Source organism: Rubrivivax albus (genome assembly GCF_004016515.1).
Taxonomy (GTDB): Bacteria; Pseudomonadota; Gammaproteobacteria; order Burkholderiales; family Burkholderiaceae_C; genus Rubrivivax; species Rubrivivax albus.
Map to the genome: position 1 here is coordinate 133431 of NZ_SACT01000002.1, position 14175 is coordinate 147605.

Below are 14175 nucleotides of genomic sequence, written 5' to 3' on the forward strand. Positions count from 1 at the left end.
TCGGCTCGAACCGGCGTCAGACCGGCGTGACGAACACCGTCTGGTTGTTGTCCGGGCCCTTGACCTTGAACGACACCGTACCGTCGACGAGCGCGAACAGCGTGTGGTCGCGGCCCATGCCCACACCGGTGCCGGCGTGGAACTTGGTGCCGCGCTGGCGCACGATGATCGAGCCGGCCGAGATGGCCTGGCCGCCGAAGACCTTCACGCCGAGCATCTTCGGCTTTGAATCACGGCCGTTGCGGGTTGAGCCGCCGCCCTTTTTCTGTGCCATGGATCAGTGCTCCTTCAGGCGTTGACCGCGCCGATCTGCAGCTCGGTGTAGTTCTGGCGGTGACCGCCGTGCTTCTGGTAGTGCTTGCGGCGACGCATCTTGAAGATGCGCACCTTGTCGTGCCGGCCGTGGGCGACCACGGTGGCGCTGACGGTGGCGCCGTCCACCAGGGGCGAACCGACCTTGAGCTCCGCGCCGTTGCCGACAGCGAGCACCTGGTCGATCACGATCTCCTGGCCAACGTCCGCAGCAATCTGTTCTACCTTGATCTTTTCGCCGGCTGCAACCTTGTATTGCTTGCCACCGGTTTTTATGACCGCGTACATGGATGGGATCCTCGTTGAAGGAAGGTGGAATACCTGCCCGTCCGGGCAAGCCTCCCAGTGGAAGGCGAACCCAAATAGACAAGCCCTCCAGCATACCACATCCAGGCCGACCCGCGCGAGAGGTGCAGGCGATCGGGCCGGCACGTCTGCGCACCATTCATATAATCGGTCTCCGATCTGGATCATCTTCGTGCTCGACGCTACCGCCCTCCCCCTCGCCGCGGACCCGATGGAAGCCGACATGTCGCGCGTGGATGCGGTGATTCGCGATCGGCTGGCGTCGCGCGTGGCGTTGATCGACCAGATCTCGCACTACATCATCGGCGCCGGCGGCAAGCGCATCAGGCCGCGGCTGGTGCTGCTGTTCTCGCAGGCCCTGGGATTCGAAGGCCCGGCCCGGCATGAACTGGCCGCCATCGTCGAGTTCATCCACACCGCCACGCTGCTGCACGATGACGTCGTCGATGAGTCGTCGTTGCGGCGCGGCAACGCCACGGCCAATGCCGTGTTCGGCAACGCCGCCAGCGTGCTGGTGGGCGATTTCCTCTACTCACGCGCCTTCCAGATGATGGTGTCGGTGGACCGCATGCGCGTGCTGCAGGTGCTCGCCGATGCGACCAACGTGATCGCCGAAGGCGAGGTCCTGCAATTGATGAACATGCACGACCCCGACCTGGCCGTGGACGAGTACCTGCGCGTCATCCGCTTCAAGACGGCCAAGCTGTTCGAGGCGAGTGCGCGGCTCGGGGCGGTGCTGGCCGACGCCCCAGCGGAGGTCGAGGAGCGCTGCGCCGACTATGGTCGTTCCCTGGGCACCGCCTTCCAGTTGGTGGACGACCTGCTCGACTACGAGGGCGATGCCCGGTCGCTGGGCAAGAACATCGGCGACGACCTGCGCGAAGGCAAGCCCACGTTGCCGCTGTTGCTGGCCATGGAACGCGGCACCCCAGAGGAGCGCCAAGTCATTCGCGGCGCCATCGAGCACGGCGAGGTGGCACGCCTGGCCGACATCGTGGCCATCGTGCGGCGCACGGGTGCGCTGGACGCCACGCGCGACGCGGCCGAGGCCGAGGCCGCCAGCGCCCGCGCGTGCCTGGCCGACCTGCCACCGTCAACGGCTCGCGCGGCTCTGCTAGAATTATGTGTTCGGGCGGTGAACCGGTCTTCGTGACCGCGATCACCGTGCCCAGCGGGGTGTAGCTTAGCCTGGTAGAGCGCTACGTTCGGGACGTAGAGGCCGGAGGTTCGAATCCTCTCACCCCGACCAGGATTCACGTTGTCGTCGACCGCCCCACGGTATGGACCCGGGCGGTCGATTTACATCTGCCGGGCTCATCGGCGATGATCGTCGGCAGTCACATGTGCTGAACGGAAGCCGATGGCCCTGGAAACGACGGTCGAACCCCCCGCAAGCGCCCTGTCGGGCGTGGCCCGCGTGCTGGTGCATGCCGGCAAGCTCAACGCCAAGGCGGCGGAAGACATCCTGAAGTCGGCTCGCGAGCGCAAGGTGGGCTTCGTCTCGGCCGCCATCGGTGCCGGGGCCCTGCAGTCGGCCGACATGGCGCACACCTTGTCGGCCTCGCTGGCGCTGCCCTTGCTGGATCTGGCGGCCGTCGACCTGCAGAAGCTCCCGGCCAACGCCATCGACCGCAAGATCGCGCAGCAGTTCCAGGTCATCGCTCTGGGCAAGCGCGGCAATCGCCTGTTCATCGGCGGTGCCGACCCCACCGACCAAGAAGTCGTCGAGCGCATCAAGTTCGCCACCCAGCTCACGCCGGAATGGGTGGTCGTCGAGTACGACAAGCTGGCCAAGATCCTGGAGGCGCAGAGCACCAGCGCCAACGAGGCCATCAATACGCTGGCTGGCGGCGACTTCGAGTTCGACGTCACCGAGGAGGACACCACCGCGACCGCGGAGGCGCAGGACGTCACCACCGAGGTCGAGGATGCGCCGGTCGTGCGCTTCCTGCAGAAGATGCTGATCGACGCCATCAACATGCGCGCGTCGGACCTGCACTTCGAGCCCTACGAGTACCACTACCGCGTGCGCTTCCGCGTCGACGGGGAACTGCGCGAGATCACGCAGCCGCCGATCGCGATCAAGGACAAGCTGGCCTCGCGCATCAAGGTCATCAGCCGGATGGACATCTCCGAGAAGCGGGTGCCTCAGGACGGCCGGATGAAGCTGAAGTTCGGCAGCAAGGCCATCGACTTCCGCGTCAGCACGCTGCCCACGCTGTTTGGCGAGAAGGTGGTGATCCGGATCCTGGACCCATCCAGCGCCAAGCTCGGCATCGAGGCCCTGGGCTACGAGAAGGCGGAGAAAGACCGCCTGCTGGCCGCGATCCAGCGCCCCTACGGCATGGTGCTCGTGACCGGCCCCACCGGCTCGGGCAAGACGGTTTCGCTCTACACCTGCCTGAACCTGCTCAACCAGCCGGGCGTGAACATCGCGACGGTGGAAGACCCGGCGGAAATCAACCTGCCCGGCATCAACCAGGTCAACGTCAACGACAAGGCCGGGCTCACCTTTGCCGCTGCCCTGAAGTCCTTCCTGCGCCAGGACCCGGACATCATCATGGTCGGCGAGATCCGCGACCTGGAAACGGCCGACATCGCCATCAAGGCCGCGCAGACCGGCCACATGGTGATGAGCACGCTGCACACCAACGACGGGCCGACCACGCTGACCCGCCTGATGAACATGGGCGTGGCGCCGTTCAACATCGCGTCGAGCGTGCTGTTGATCACGGCTCAGCGCCTGGCGCGCCGCCTGTGCGAGAACTGCAAGAAGCCGGCCGACTACCCTCGGGAAGCGTTGCTGAAGGCCGGTTTCCAGCCGGAGGAACTGGACGGCAACTGGAAGCCGTACCGCGCCGTCGGCTGCTCCGCCTGCAACAACGGTTACAAAGGGCGTGTTGGTTTGTACCAAGTCATGCCGATAACGGAATCGATCCAGCGCATCATCCTGTCGGAAGGCACGGCGCTCGACATCGCCAAGCAGGCCCAGGCCGAAGGCGTGCGCGACCTCCGTCAATCCGGTCTGGTGAAGGTGCGTGCGGGCGTCACGACGCTCGAGGAAGTCATCACCGTCACGAACGAGTAATCCTGCATGGCCACAGCAAGCGCAGCCGCCCGCTCCCCGAAGGAACTGGTCTTCGAATGGGAGGGCAAGGACAAGAACGGCAAGGTCGTGCGTGGCGAGATCCGCGCCGGCGGCGAAGCGGTGGTCAGCGCCAGCCTGCGGCGCCAGGGCATCCTCGTCAGCAAGATCCGCAAGCGCCGCACCAGCGGTGGCAAGGCGATCAAGCAGAAGGACATCGCGATCTTCACGCGCCAGCTGGCCACGATGATGAAGGCCGGCGTGCCGCTGCTGCAGTCGTTCGACATCGTCGCGCGCGGCAGCACCAACCCGCGCCTGACCAAGCTGCTCAACGAGATCCGCAACGACGTGGAGACCGGCACCAGCCTGAGCTCGGCGTTCCGCAAGCACCCGATGTACTTCGACGCGCTGTACTGCAACCTCGTCGAGGCAGGTGAGGCAGGCGGCATCCTGGAAGCGCTGCTCGACCGGCTGGCGCTGTACCAGGAAAAGACGATGGCCATCAAGGCCAAGATCAAGTCGGCGCTGATGTACCCGATCTCCGTGATCGTGGTCGCCTTCGTGGTGCTGACCGTGATCATGATCTTCGTGATCCCGGCCTTCAAGCAGGTGTTCTCGTCCTTTGGCGGCGAACTGCCCGCGCCCACGCTGGCCGTGATCGCGATGTCGGAGTTCTTCGTCAGCTGGTGGTACGTGATCTTCCCGCTGCTGTTCGGCGGCATCTACTTCTTCTTCGAATCGTGGAAACGCTCGGAGAAGATGCAGAAGGCGATGGACCGGTTGCTGCTGCGCATCCCGATCTTCGGCGACCTGATCAACAAGTCCATCATTGCGCGCTGGACGCGCACGCTGTCGACGATGTTCGCCGCCGGCGTGCCGCTGGTGGAGGCGCTGGACTCCGTCGGGGGTGCCTCGGGCAACGCCGTCTATGCCGAGGCCACCGAGCAGATCCAGAAGGACGTCTCCACCGGCTCGGCACTGACCACGTCGATGACCGCCACCGGCGTGTTTCCGAACATGGTGCTGCAGATGGCGGCCATCGGCGAGGAATCCGGTTCGCTGGACCACATGCTGGGCAAGGCGGCCGAGTTCTACGAGGACGAGGTCGACGAGATGGTCAAGGGCCTGTCCAGCCTGATGGAGCCCTTCATCATCGTGATCCTGGGCGTGCTGATCGGCGGCATCGTGGTGTCGATGTACCTGCCGATCTTCAAGCTCGGTGCCGTGGTCTGACGCGGCGGCCGGCATGCTGGACCTGCTGCTGACCCCCTGGGGTCTGGGCCTGCTCGGCCTGCTGGTCGGCAGTTTCCTCAACGTGGTGGCGCACCGCATGCCGCTGATGCTGGAGCGGCAGTGGTGGGCCGACGTGGCCGGGCATCTGGCGGATGCCGCCTCGTTCGAGCGCGTCTTCTCGCGCAAGCCGCCTGCGCCGGTGGAGCAGGTTGCCAAGGCGCTGGAAGGGTCGCTCGGCAGCCTGCCGGCCCTGGGCTTGGCAAGGCCGGCGTCGCGCTGCCCCGCCTGCGGCCACCGGATCCGCTGGTACGAGAACATTCCCGTCGTGTCGTGGCTGGCGCTGCGTGGTCGCTGCTCGGCCTGCAAGACGCCCATCGGCCTGCGTTACCCGTTTGTCGAACTGCTCACCGCGGCGCTCTTCGCCGCCGTGGCCTGGCGCTTCGGCCCGCAGCCGCTGGCGTTGATGTGGTGCGCCGTCGTGGCCGTGCTGCTGGCGCTGACGCTGATCGACTGGGACACCACGGTGCTGCCCGATGCGCTGACCCTGCCACTGCTGTGGGGTGCCCTCGTGGCGGCGGCGCTGGGCTGGTCGCTGCCGCTGGACCAGGCCGTCTGGGGCGCGGTGGCGGGCTACCTGTCGTTGTGGTCGGTGTACTGGCTGTTCAAGCTCACCACCGGCAAGGAAGGCATGGGCTACGGCGACTTCAAGCTGCTCGCCGCGCTTGGAGCCTGGCTGTCGTGGCAGGCCATCCTGCCCATCATCCTGTTCGCGTCGGTGCTGGGCGCCATCATCGGCATCGGGATGAAGTTCAGTGGCGCGCTTCGCGAGGGCCGCTACGTGCCGTTCGGGCCGTTCCTCGCCGGCGGCGGGGTGGGCGTGCTGTTGTTCGGCCTGCCCACGGTGCTGGGTTGGATCGGCTGGTGAGCAACGGCCTCGTGTGATCACCCGCATCGGCCTGACTGGCGGCATCGGCAGCGGCAAGAGCACGGTCGCCGCCGAATTCGTGGCCTGCGGCGCCTGGCTGGTGGATACCGATGCCATCGCGCGCGCCTTGACAGAGCCGGGCGGTGCCGCCATCCCGGCAGTGGCGGCATCCTTTGGTGACGACGTCATCGATGCGCGCGGGGCGCTCGACCGCGATCGCATGCGCGCCTTGGTCTTCGCCGACCCTGATGCCAAACGGCGCCTGGAGGCGCTGCTGCACCCGCTGATCGGCCGCGTGGCCGACGCTCGGGCGGCGCAGTCGCCGGGGCTTCCCGTGGTGTTCGACGTGCCCCTGCTGGCCGAGAGTGCGCACTGGCGGGCGCGCGTCGACCGCATCGTCGTGGTCGACTGCCCGGAGACCACCCAGGTCCGTCGCGTGGTGGCACGCTCCGGCTGGACCGAGGAGGCCGTGCGACGCGTCATCGCGCAACAGGCCACGCGCGAGCGGCGACGCGCCATCGCCGACGCCGTGATCCACAACGACGAGTCGATGTCGTTGCCAGACCTCCGCTCGGTGGCCCGGCGGCTCTGGCAGGCCTGGACGCGAGCCTCCGCACCCCCTGTGGAACAATAGTCCGCGTGGCGTCGGTCCTGTACGAGTATCCGTTCAACGAGAGCATCCGCACGATGCTGCGGCTCGAGCATCTCTTCGACCGCCTGCACCGGCTGGTCGCGCGCGACGAAGCCATCGATCACCACTTTGCCCTGGCCACGCTGTTCGAGATCGTCGAAGTCGCGTCGCGGGCTGACCTGAAGTCCGACCTGCTGAAGGAGCTGGAGCGCCACCGCACGCAGTTCCAGGCCTACCGCGGCAATCCGCACGTGGCCGAGTCGGCGCTCGACGAGGTCATCGGGCGCATCGAGGCCGCGCACACCGGGCTGAACCAGCTGGCCGGCAAGGCTGGCCAGACCCTGGCCGGCAACGAATGGCTCACCAGCATCCGCAGCCGGATCAGCATCCCGGGCGGCACCTGCGAATTCGACCTGCCAGCGTACTTCGCCTGGCAGCAGCTGCCGCCGGAGCAGCGGCGTGGCGACCTCCAGCGCTGGGTGGCCACCGTCCTGCCGGTGGACCACGCCTTGCGCGTGCTGCTGGGCCTGCTGCGCGACAGCGGCACGCCGCAGCGCGTGGCCGCGCCCGGCGGCCAGTTCCAGCAGAGTCTGCCCCAGGGCCGCAGCTACCACCTGCTGCGCGTGCGTCTGGACGATGGCACCGCCGTCGTGCCCGAGATCACCGGCCACCGCCTGATGGTGTCGGTGCGCTTCATGCGTCCGGACGGTGACGCGCGGCTGCGCCCCTGCAACACCGACACCAGCTTCGAGCTGACCCTTTGCGCATGACGAGGCCGATCACCGCCAGCTGGCACCGACCAGGCCCCGGCGCCAGCGCATGAACGGCGTCCGCGAGGTCCACTGCCCCACATGCCGGCAGCTGACGGTCTATGCGGCCGACAACCCCTGGCGGCCGTTCTGCAGCGCCCGATGCCGTGGCATGGACCTCGGCGCCTGGGCCAGCGAGGATTACCGCGTGGCCACCACGCCACCAGCCGACGCGGATCCCGACGCGCCGCGCTCGCCCATCGACCGCGAAGGCGATCGCGACCGCTGAACGGCGCGCGGTAACGCACACCCTCCTGGCCTTTGCGGGCACTCCTTGAAGCGCCACGCGCCGTCCCTATAATCAGCTTGTTAGCACTCGCGGCTCGCGAGTGCTGATGACGAACCGCCGGTCCTCCGGCGTGTGTTCCGTCAAAGTTCAGTTATTGCTCACTTCGAGCGGTAGATCCATTCAACGACAGACTTTCGACAGGAGTCCTCCATGAAGCTGCGTCCGTTGCACGATCGCGTGATCGTCAAGCGCCTGGAAAACGAGACCAAGACGGCCTCCGGCATCGTGATCCCCGACAACGCCGCCGAGAAGCCCGACCAGGGCGAAGTCCTGGCCGTGGGCCCGGGCAAGCGCAACGACAAGGGCGATTTCGTGGCCCTGAACATCAAGGTCGGCGACCGTGTGCTGTTTGGCAAGTACAGCGGCCAGACCGTCAAGGTCGATGGCGAAGAACTGCTGGTCATGAAGGAAGACGACCTCTTCGCGGTCGTCGAGAAGTAAAGCCCCCGGCCCGGGCCGCGGTGCCGCCGCGGCCGTCGCCAACCTCATGGGGGCCTGCCCGGATCCGGTGCTCCGGATCGCGGTCGGGGCCTCCCTGAACCACTTTCATCGTTTTCGGAGAAACATCACATGGCTGCCAAAGACGTCGTCTTCGGTTCCGACGCCCGTCACCGCATGGTCGAGGGCGTGAACATCCTGGCCAACGCGGTCAAGGTCACCCTGGGCCCCAAGGGCCGCAACGTCGTGCTCGAGCGCTCGTTCGGCGCCCCCACCGTCACCAAGGACGGTGTGTCGGTCGCCAAGGAGATCGAGCTCAAGGACAAGCTGCAGAACATGGGCGCGCAGATGGTCAAGGAAGTCGCTTCCAAGACCAGCGACAACGCCGGTGACGGCACCACCACCGCCACGGTGCTGGCCCAGTCGGTCGTGCGCGAAGGCATGAAGTTCGTGGCCGCCGGCATGAACCCGATGGACCTCAAGCGCGGCATCGACAAGGCTGTCACGGCCCTGGTCGAGGAGCTCAAGAAGGCCAGCAAGCCCACGACCACCAGCAAGGAGATCGGCCAGGTCGGCAGCATCTCCGCCAACAGCGACGAGTCGATCGGCAAGATCATCGCCGACGCGATGGACAAGGTCGGCAAGGAAGGCGTGATCACCGTCGAGGACGGCAAGAGCCTGGACAACGAGCTCGACGTCGTCGAAGGCATGCAATTCGACCGCGGCTACCTGTCGCCCTACTTCATCAACAACCCCGAGAAGCAGAGCGCGATCCTCGAGAGCCCGTTCGTGCTGCTGTTCGACAAGAAGATCAGCAACATCCGCGACCTGCTGCCGGTGCTCGAGCAGGTGGCCAAGGCCGGCCGCCCGCTGCTGATCATCGCCGAGGAAGTCGAAGGCGAGGCGCTGGCAACCCTGGTGGTCAACACCATCCGCGGCATCCTGAAGGTCGTCGCCGTCAAGGCCCCGGGCTTCGGTGACCGCCGCAAGGCCATGCTGGAGGACATCGCCATCCTGACCGGCGGCAAGGTGATCGCTGAGGAAGTGGGCCTGACGCTCGAGAAGGCCACGCTGGCCGACCTGGGCTCGGCCGCGCGCGTCGAGGTGGGCAAGGAGAACACCACGATCATCGACGGCGCCGGCAAGGCCGACGACATCGAGGCCCGCGTCAAGCAGATCCGCATCCAGATCGAGGAAGCCACCAGCGACTACGACCGCGAGAAGCTCCAGGAGCGCGTGGCCAAGCTGGCCGGCGGCGTGGCGGTGATCAAGGTCGGTGCCGCCACCGAGGTCGAGATGAAGGAGAAGAAGGCCCGCGTGGAAGACGCGCTGCACGCCACCCGTGCCGCCGTCGAGGAAGGCATCGTCGCCGGTGGTGGCGTCGCGCTGCTGCGCGCCCGCGCTGCCGTGGCCGGTTCGCTCAAGGGCGACAACCACGACCAGGACGCCGGCATCAAGATCGTGCTGCGCGCCGTCGAGCAGCCGCTGCGCGAGATCGTGGCCAACGCCGGTGGCGAGCCCAGCGTCGTCATCAACAAGGTGCTCGAGGGCAAGGGCAACTACGGCTACAACGCCGCCAACGACACCTACGGCGACATGATCGAGATGGGCATCCTGGATCCCACCAAGGTCACCCGCACCGCGCTGCAGAACGCCGCCTCCGTGGCCGGCCTGATGCTGACCACCGAGTGCATGGTCGCCGAGATGCCCAAGGAAGATGCCCCGGCCGGCGGCGGCATGCCCGGCGGCATGGGCGGCATGGGCGGCATGGGCATGGACATGTAAGCAGCCTTGCCAGTCGCCAACGGCCGCAAGGCCGTGTCGCGAGGGGCCCACGCCGGCAACGGCGCGGGCCCTTTTTCGTGGCTTGGACGATTTCTCCGTGCGTCGATAATCAGGCGCAATGAACGGCCGCCTCGCCAACGCCCGCCTGCAGTTCATCGACGACGAGTTGATGCGGCTGCCCATGGTCGCCGACCAGGTCTTCGACGTCACCTGGCGCGCCATGACCGACAACGTGCCGGGGCTCGACCACCACGAGCGCGGCATCGTGGCCGAACTGCTGCAGTCCGGGCCGGCCCACCGCGGGCGGCTGGTGGAGCGCTTCGTCGACGCCGTCCGCCGCCACGTGCGTGCCGAGGCTGCCGGCCAGGCGCCTGCGCAGGCGGCGCCGGCCGCAGCGCCGGCCCTTGGCCTTTCGCTGCTGGACGAGACCGAGATCGCCGCCGACGTCGAGACCTCGCATGCCATCGAGGCCATCCGCAGCGTGGCCGAACACGAACTGCGGGAGCTGTCGGCCTACGTCTCGGCCCTGGCCGGTGACCCGGACGTCTCGCGCGACCACAACCCCTTCCGCGCCGAAACCTATGCACAGGCCCTGTGGGAGGCGGCCCAGGCCCTGCCCCTGGGGCGCGCCTACCAGACCCGCCTGATGCGCCATGCGGCGCAGCCCCTGGCCCAGGTGCTGCGCAAGGCCTATGCCGGTGCCTGTGCGCGGCTGGAATCGCAGGGCATCGAACCGGCCACCTACCGCACACTCATCCTGCCCGGGGGCAAGCGCAGCACGCGCCCGTCGGAATCGTGGCAGGGCGAAGGATCGCCCACGCTGCACATGGTGCGCCAGAAGCTGCCAGCGCCGATCGAAGCGGCCCAGGACCCGGCGACCAGCCAGGTGCCGCTGGAGCGCGTGATCGCCGACGTCGACCAAGCACTGCGCGCGCTGCCCGCGGATGCGCCGCCCACCGTGCGTGCCCAGCTGCTGGAGTCCCAGCGGGCCCGCATGGTGCGCCATGCGCGGTCCTCGGTCGACCAGCAGGTCATCGAGATGCTCTCGCGGCTGTTCGAGGCCATGCTGTCCGACCCGCGGATCGCGCGCGACATCCGCGCCGTGCTGGCCCGCCTGCAGCCATCGGCCCTGCGCCTGGTGCTGCGCGACGACAGCGCGCTCGACGACTACACGCACCCTATCTGGCGGTTCATGGACATGACGGCTCACCAGGCCGCGCTGCACGCCGAAGGCAGTGCCGAACGCGAGGCCGTGCTCCAGCTGGCCGAGCAGCTCATCGACACCATGGCGCGCGAACCCGTGCCCGAGGCCTCGCTCTACCGCCGCGGCCTCGACCGCCTGCTGGCCGAGGACCGCGCAAGGTTCGAAGCGCGCCTGCAGCGGGCAAGCGCCGACATCGAGGCCTTGCAGCAGAAGGAGGACAGCCTGGTCGGCGGCGCGCCACCGCCCACCGGTGCCGGCCCGCTCGACGAAGGTCAGCTCGACACCGTGCCCGCGGATCTGCTGGACAACCTGCCCGGCGCTGGAAAGCAGGAGGCCGACCCGCCCGAATGGCTGCGCCAGCGGCGGGTGGGCGACTGGCTGCGCATCTTCATCCAGGGCCAGTGGCAGCGCGTGCAACTGCTGCACATCGGCCGCCACGGCGAGGCCTACCTGTTCGGCCGCGGCCAGGCCGACGACACCGTCGCCCTGCGCCGCGCCGCGCTGCTGCGCCTGCGCGCCGAGGGGCTGCTGAAGGTGCTGCGCATCCGCTCGATGCTGCGCTCCGCCGCCGTCCAGGTGCTGCGCAACGCCGAGAAGACCTGAGCGGCCCGGGCCCAGCGTTCGCGCCAGGTCAGTCGGCCGCCGGGTGCACCCACCCCCAGAGGTGGGCCGCCGCGTCGCCCAGACCCTGCTTGGACAAGGCAGAGAAGAGCAGCAGACCAACGTCGGCCTCGTCGCTGGCCACGTCGGCCAGCACGACCTGGGCCGCGGCCAGTGATTTCTGCGCATCACGCCGCGACAGCTTGTCGGCCTTGGTCAGCAGCACGAGCAGACGCACTTCACCGCTGAGGACGCGGGGCGCGATGAGGGCCAGCAGGCGCTGGTCCAGCGGCGTGAAGCCCTGCCGCGAGTCGACCATCATCACCACCCCCGCGAGGTTGCGCCGGTACTGCAGGTACGACGCCATCACCTCCTGCCAGCGCAGCTTGGCCCCGCGGTCGACCGCCGCGTAACCATAGCCCGGCAGGTCGGCCAGACGAGCGTCGGGCGCATCCTTCGGACCGATGTCGAACAGGTTGATGTGCTGAGTCCGCCCCGGGGTGCGCGATGCGAAAGCCAGGCGACGCTGTTGCGCCAGCGTGTTGATCGCGGTCGACTTGCCGGCATTGCTGCGGCCGACGAACGCCAGCTCCGGCAACTCGTCGACCGGCAGTTCCGGCAGCCGGCTGGCGGTGGTCAGGAAGCGTGCGCCATGCGCCCAGGCCAGCGCGCGCGCATGGGGATCCAGGGGCGCCACGGCAGGCGGCGAAGCGAACGTCATGGGACATTGTAAAATCTTCGGGTTTGAACCCATGCGCCCTCGCCCCGTGCGGCGGCGTGTCACTCACCCGCCTGACCCGAGCATGACATCCACCGCCCTGCGTTCCGCCTGGTCGCTCGCCGCCCTCGCCCTGGCCACCCTCCCGGCGCTGGCCGCCGGCGCCGGCGCTCCCGCCGCCAAGCCCGACCTCGCCAAGGGGCAGGCCGCCTCGGCCGTGTGCCAGGCCTGCCACACGGCGGACGGCTCGCGCGGTGCCTCGGCCAACCCCATCCTGGCCGGCCAGTTTCCCGAGTACCTGGCCAAGCAGCTGCACGACTTCAAGTCGGGCAAGCGCCAGAACGCCATCATGCAGGGCATGGCCGCCGCGCTGAGCGAAGAGGACATCGTCAACATCGCCGCCTTCTACGCGAGCAAGCAGGCCAAGCCGGGCGCAGCGCGGAACAAGGACACTGTGCTGCTGGGCGAGCGCATCTGGCGTGGCGGCATCGCCGACCGCAAGATCCCGGCCTGCTCGGGCTGCCATGGCCCGGCTGGCGCGGGCCTGCCGATCCAGTACCCGGCACTGGCCGGCCAACATGCCGAGTACACCGAAGCGCAGCTGCTGGCCTTCCGCTCCGGCGCCCGCGCCAACAACGCCCAGATGACGGGCGTGGCCGCAAAAATGAACGACGCGGAGATCAAGGCCGTGGCCGACTACATCGCCGGCCTGCGCTGACCCGCAGCGCCACAGGCGCAAAGACCCTGAAGGCCGGTCGAGAGACCGGCCTTCGTCGTTTCCGTCCGCCCATGCGCCTGTAAGCTGACCGGGTCCGATCCGACCGAATCCCCATGAACTACCTTCCCGACCGAGGTTTCGACCATCCCGTCCCGTCGGAGATCACGCCGCAACGGGCCTACCTGAACCGCCGCACCTGGCTGCAGGCGCTGGCGGCCGGCGGTGGCGCCCTGGGCCTGTGGGCGGCACGCGACGCACGGGCGGCGGCACCCGCCGTGGCGCGACCGGGCAAGCTGGCTGCGCTGCCGGCAGTGCGCAGCAGCGTGGCCGGGGCGGTGACGATGGAAAAGCTCACCACCTACGCCCACGTCACCGGCTACAACAACTTCTACGAGTTCGGCACCGACAAGTCCGACCCGGCGGCCAATGCCGGCACGCTCAAGCCGCGCCCGTGGACGGTGCAGATCGAGGGCGAGGTCAAGAAGCCCGGCACCTGGGACATCGACGCGCTGATGAAGCTCGCGCCGATGGAGGAACGCATCTATCGCCTGCGCTGTGTCGAAGGCTGGTCGATGGTGGTGCCGTGGCTGGGCTGGTCGCTGGCCGAACTGGTCCGCCGTGTCGAGCCCACGGGCAATGCGAAGTTCGTGGAGTTCGTGACCCTGGACGACCCGCGGCAGATGCCGGGCCTGCGCTCGCGCGTGCTGGATTGGCCGTATGTCGAGGCGCTGCGCATGGACGAGGCCATGCACCCGCTGGCGATGCTGGTCTTCGGCGTCTACGGCGAGATCCTGCCGAACCAGAACGGCGCCCCGGTGCGGCTGATGGTGCCGTGGAAGTACGGCTTCAAGTCCGGCAAGTCGATCATGAAGATCCGCTTCGTCGAGAAGCAGCCCACCACCAGCTGGCAGGCGGCGATCCCGCAGGAATACGGCTTCTATTCGAACGTCAACCCGAAGGTCGACCACCCGCGCTGGAGCCAGGCCACCGAGCGCCGCATCGGCGAGGATGGTCTGTTCGCCAAGAAGCGGCAGACGCTGATGTTCAACGGCTACGAAGCCCAGGTCGGTCAGCTCTACGCGGGCATGGACCTGAAGAAGTTCTACTGACCGCGGGCCGTCG

15 protein-coding genes and 1 tRNA gene are annotated in these 14175 nt (G+C 68.0%); 13 read left to right on the top strand and 3 right to left on the bottom strand.

Annotated features, from left to right (window positions below):
• Positions 1 to 16: 16 nt before the first annotated feature.
• Both rpmA and rplU read right to left on the bottom strand, forming a co-directional pair.
• Positions 17 to 274 (bottom strand): 50S ribosomal protein L27, encoded by a 258-nt coding sequence (gene rpmA, locus ENE75_RS06825; RefSeq protein ID WP_128197155.1) that lies wholly within the window; start codon positions 272 to 274, stop codon positions 17 to 19.
• A 14-nt stretch (positions 275 to 288) separates the two neighbouring features.
• Positions 289 to 600: a 50S ribosomal protein L21 gene (rplU, locus tag ENE75_RS06830; RefSeq protein WP_128197157.1), complete on the bottom strand. Its 312-nt coding sequence runs from the start codon at positions 598 to 600 to the stop codon at positions 289 to 291.
• 229 nt (positions 601 to 829) lie between these two features.
• On the opposite strand from rplU, the gene ENE75_RS06835 reads away from it, so the two are divergent.
• From ENE75_RS06835 to ENE75_RS06885, 11 genes are all read left to right on the top strand, one after another.
• Positions 830 to 1771, top strand: coding sequence for a polyprenyl synthetase family protein (locus ENE75_RS06835; protein ID WP_128198214.1), 942 nt, complete (start codon positions 830 to 832; stop codon positions 1769 to 1771).
• Between the two features lie 19 nt (positions 1772 to 1790).
• Positions 1791 to 1867, top strand: a tRNA-Pro gene (locus ENE75_RS06840).
• Between the two features lie 111 nt (positions 1868 to 1978).
• The gene (pilB, locus tag ENE75_RS06845) at positions 1979 to 3706 is read left to right on the top strand and encodes a type IV-A pilus assembly ATPase PilB (RefSeq protein ID WP_128197159.1); all 1728 of its coding nucleotides are present in this window, start codon (positions 1979 to 1981) and stop codon (positions 3704 to 3706) included.
• Positions 3707 to 3712: 6 nt separating this feature from the next.
• A complete protein-coding gene (locus ENE75_RS06850; protein WP_128197162.1) occupies positions 3713 to 4936 on the top strand; it encodes a type II secretion system F family protein in 1224 nt (407 codons plus the stop codon).
• Positions 4937 to 4949: 13 nt separating this feature from the next.
• Positions 4950 to 5861, top strand: a complete 912-nt coding sequence (locus ENE75_RS06855) for a prepilin peptidase (RefSeq protein ID WP_128198215.1) — start codon at positions 4950 to 4952, stop codon at positions 5859 to 5861.
• A 13-nt stretch (positions 5862 to 5874) separates the two neighbouring features.
• Entirely contained in the window at positions 5875 to 6495 is a 621-nt protein-coding gene (gene coaE, locus ENE75_RS06860) for a dephospho-CoA kinase (protein WP_233258970.1), read from the top strand.
• A gap of 5 nt (positions 6496 to 6500) precedes the next feature.
• Positions 6501 to 7262 carry a cell division protein ZapD gene (zapD, locus tag ENE75_RS06865; protein ID WP_259371703.1) on the top strand — a complete coding sequence of 254 codons (762 nt, stop codon included), beginning with the start codon at positions 6501 to 6503 and terminating at the stop codon, positions 7260 to 7262.
• A gap of 49 nt (positions 7263 to 7311) precedes the next feature.
• Positions 7312 to 7530, top strand: coding sequence for a DNA gyrase inhibitor YacG (locus ENE75_RS06870; RefSeq protein ID WP_128197164.1), 219 nt, complete (start codon positions 7312 to 7314; stop codon positions 7528 to 7530).
• 210 nt (positions 7531 to 7740) lie between these two features.
• On the top strand, positions 7741 to 8031 hold the full coding sequence (gene groES, locus ENE75_RS06875) for a co-chaperone GroES (RefSeq protein ID WP_128197167.1): 291 nt from the start codon (positions 7741 to 7743) through the stop codon (positions 8029 to 8031).
• A 129-nt stretch (positions 8032 to 8160) separates the two neighbouring features.
• Entirely contained in the window at positions 8161 to 9813 is a 1653-nt protein-coding gene (gene groL / locus ENE75_RS06880) for a chaperonin GroEL (RefSeq protein ID WP_128197169.1), read from the top strand.
• Positions 9814 to 9931: 118 nt separating this feature from the next.
• Positions 9932 to 11620 carry a DUF1631 family protein gene (locus tag ENE75_RS06885; RefSeq protein WP_128197171.1) on the top strand — a complete coding sequence of 563 codons (1689 nt, stop codon included), beginning with the start codon at positions 9932 to 9934 and terminating at the stop codon, positions 11618 to 11620.
• A gap of 28 nt (positions 11621 to 11648) precedes the next feature.
• Here the strand turns inward: ENE75_RS06885 and yihA are convergent, their stop codons facing one another.
• Positions 11649 to 12338, bottom strand: a complete 690-nt coding sequence (gene yihA / locus ENE75_RS06890; RefSeq protein ID WP_199232237.1) for a ribosome biogenesis GTP-binding protein YihA/YsxC — start codon at positions 12336 to 12338, stop codon at positions 11649 to 11651.
• A gap of 82 nt (positions 12339 to 12420) precedes the next feature.
• On the opposite strand from yihA, the gene ENE75_RS06895 reads away from it, so the two are divergent.
• Both ENE75_RS06895 and msrP read left to right on the top strand, forming a co-directional pair.
• The gene (locus ENE75_RS06895) at positions 12421 to 13053 is read left to right on the top strand and encodes a c-type cytochrome (protein ID WP_128197176.1); all 633 of its coding nucleotides are present in this window, start codon (positions 12421 to 12423) and stop codon (positions 13051 to 13053) included.
• Positions 13054 to 13166: 113 nt separating this feature from the next.
• On the top strand, positions 13167 to 14162 hold the full coding sequence (msrP, locus tag ENE75_RS06900) for a protein-methionine-sulfoxide reductase catalytic subunit MsrP (protein WP_128197178.1): 996 nt from the start codon (positions 13167 to 13169) through the stop codon (positions 14160 to 14162).
• The last annotated feature ends 13 nt before the right edge of the window (positions 14163 to 14175 follow it).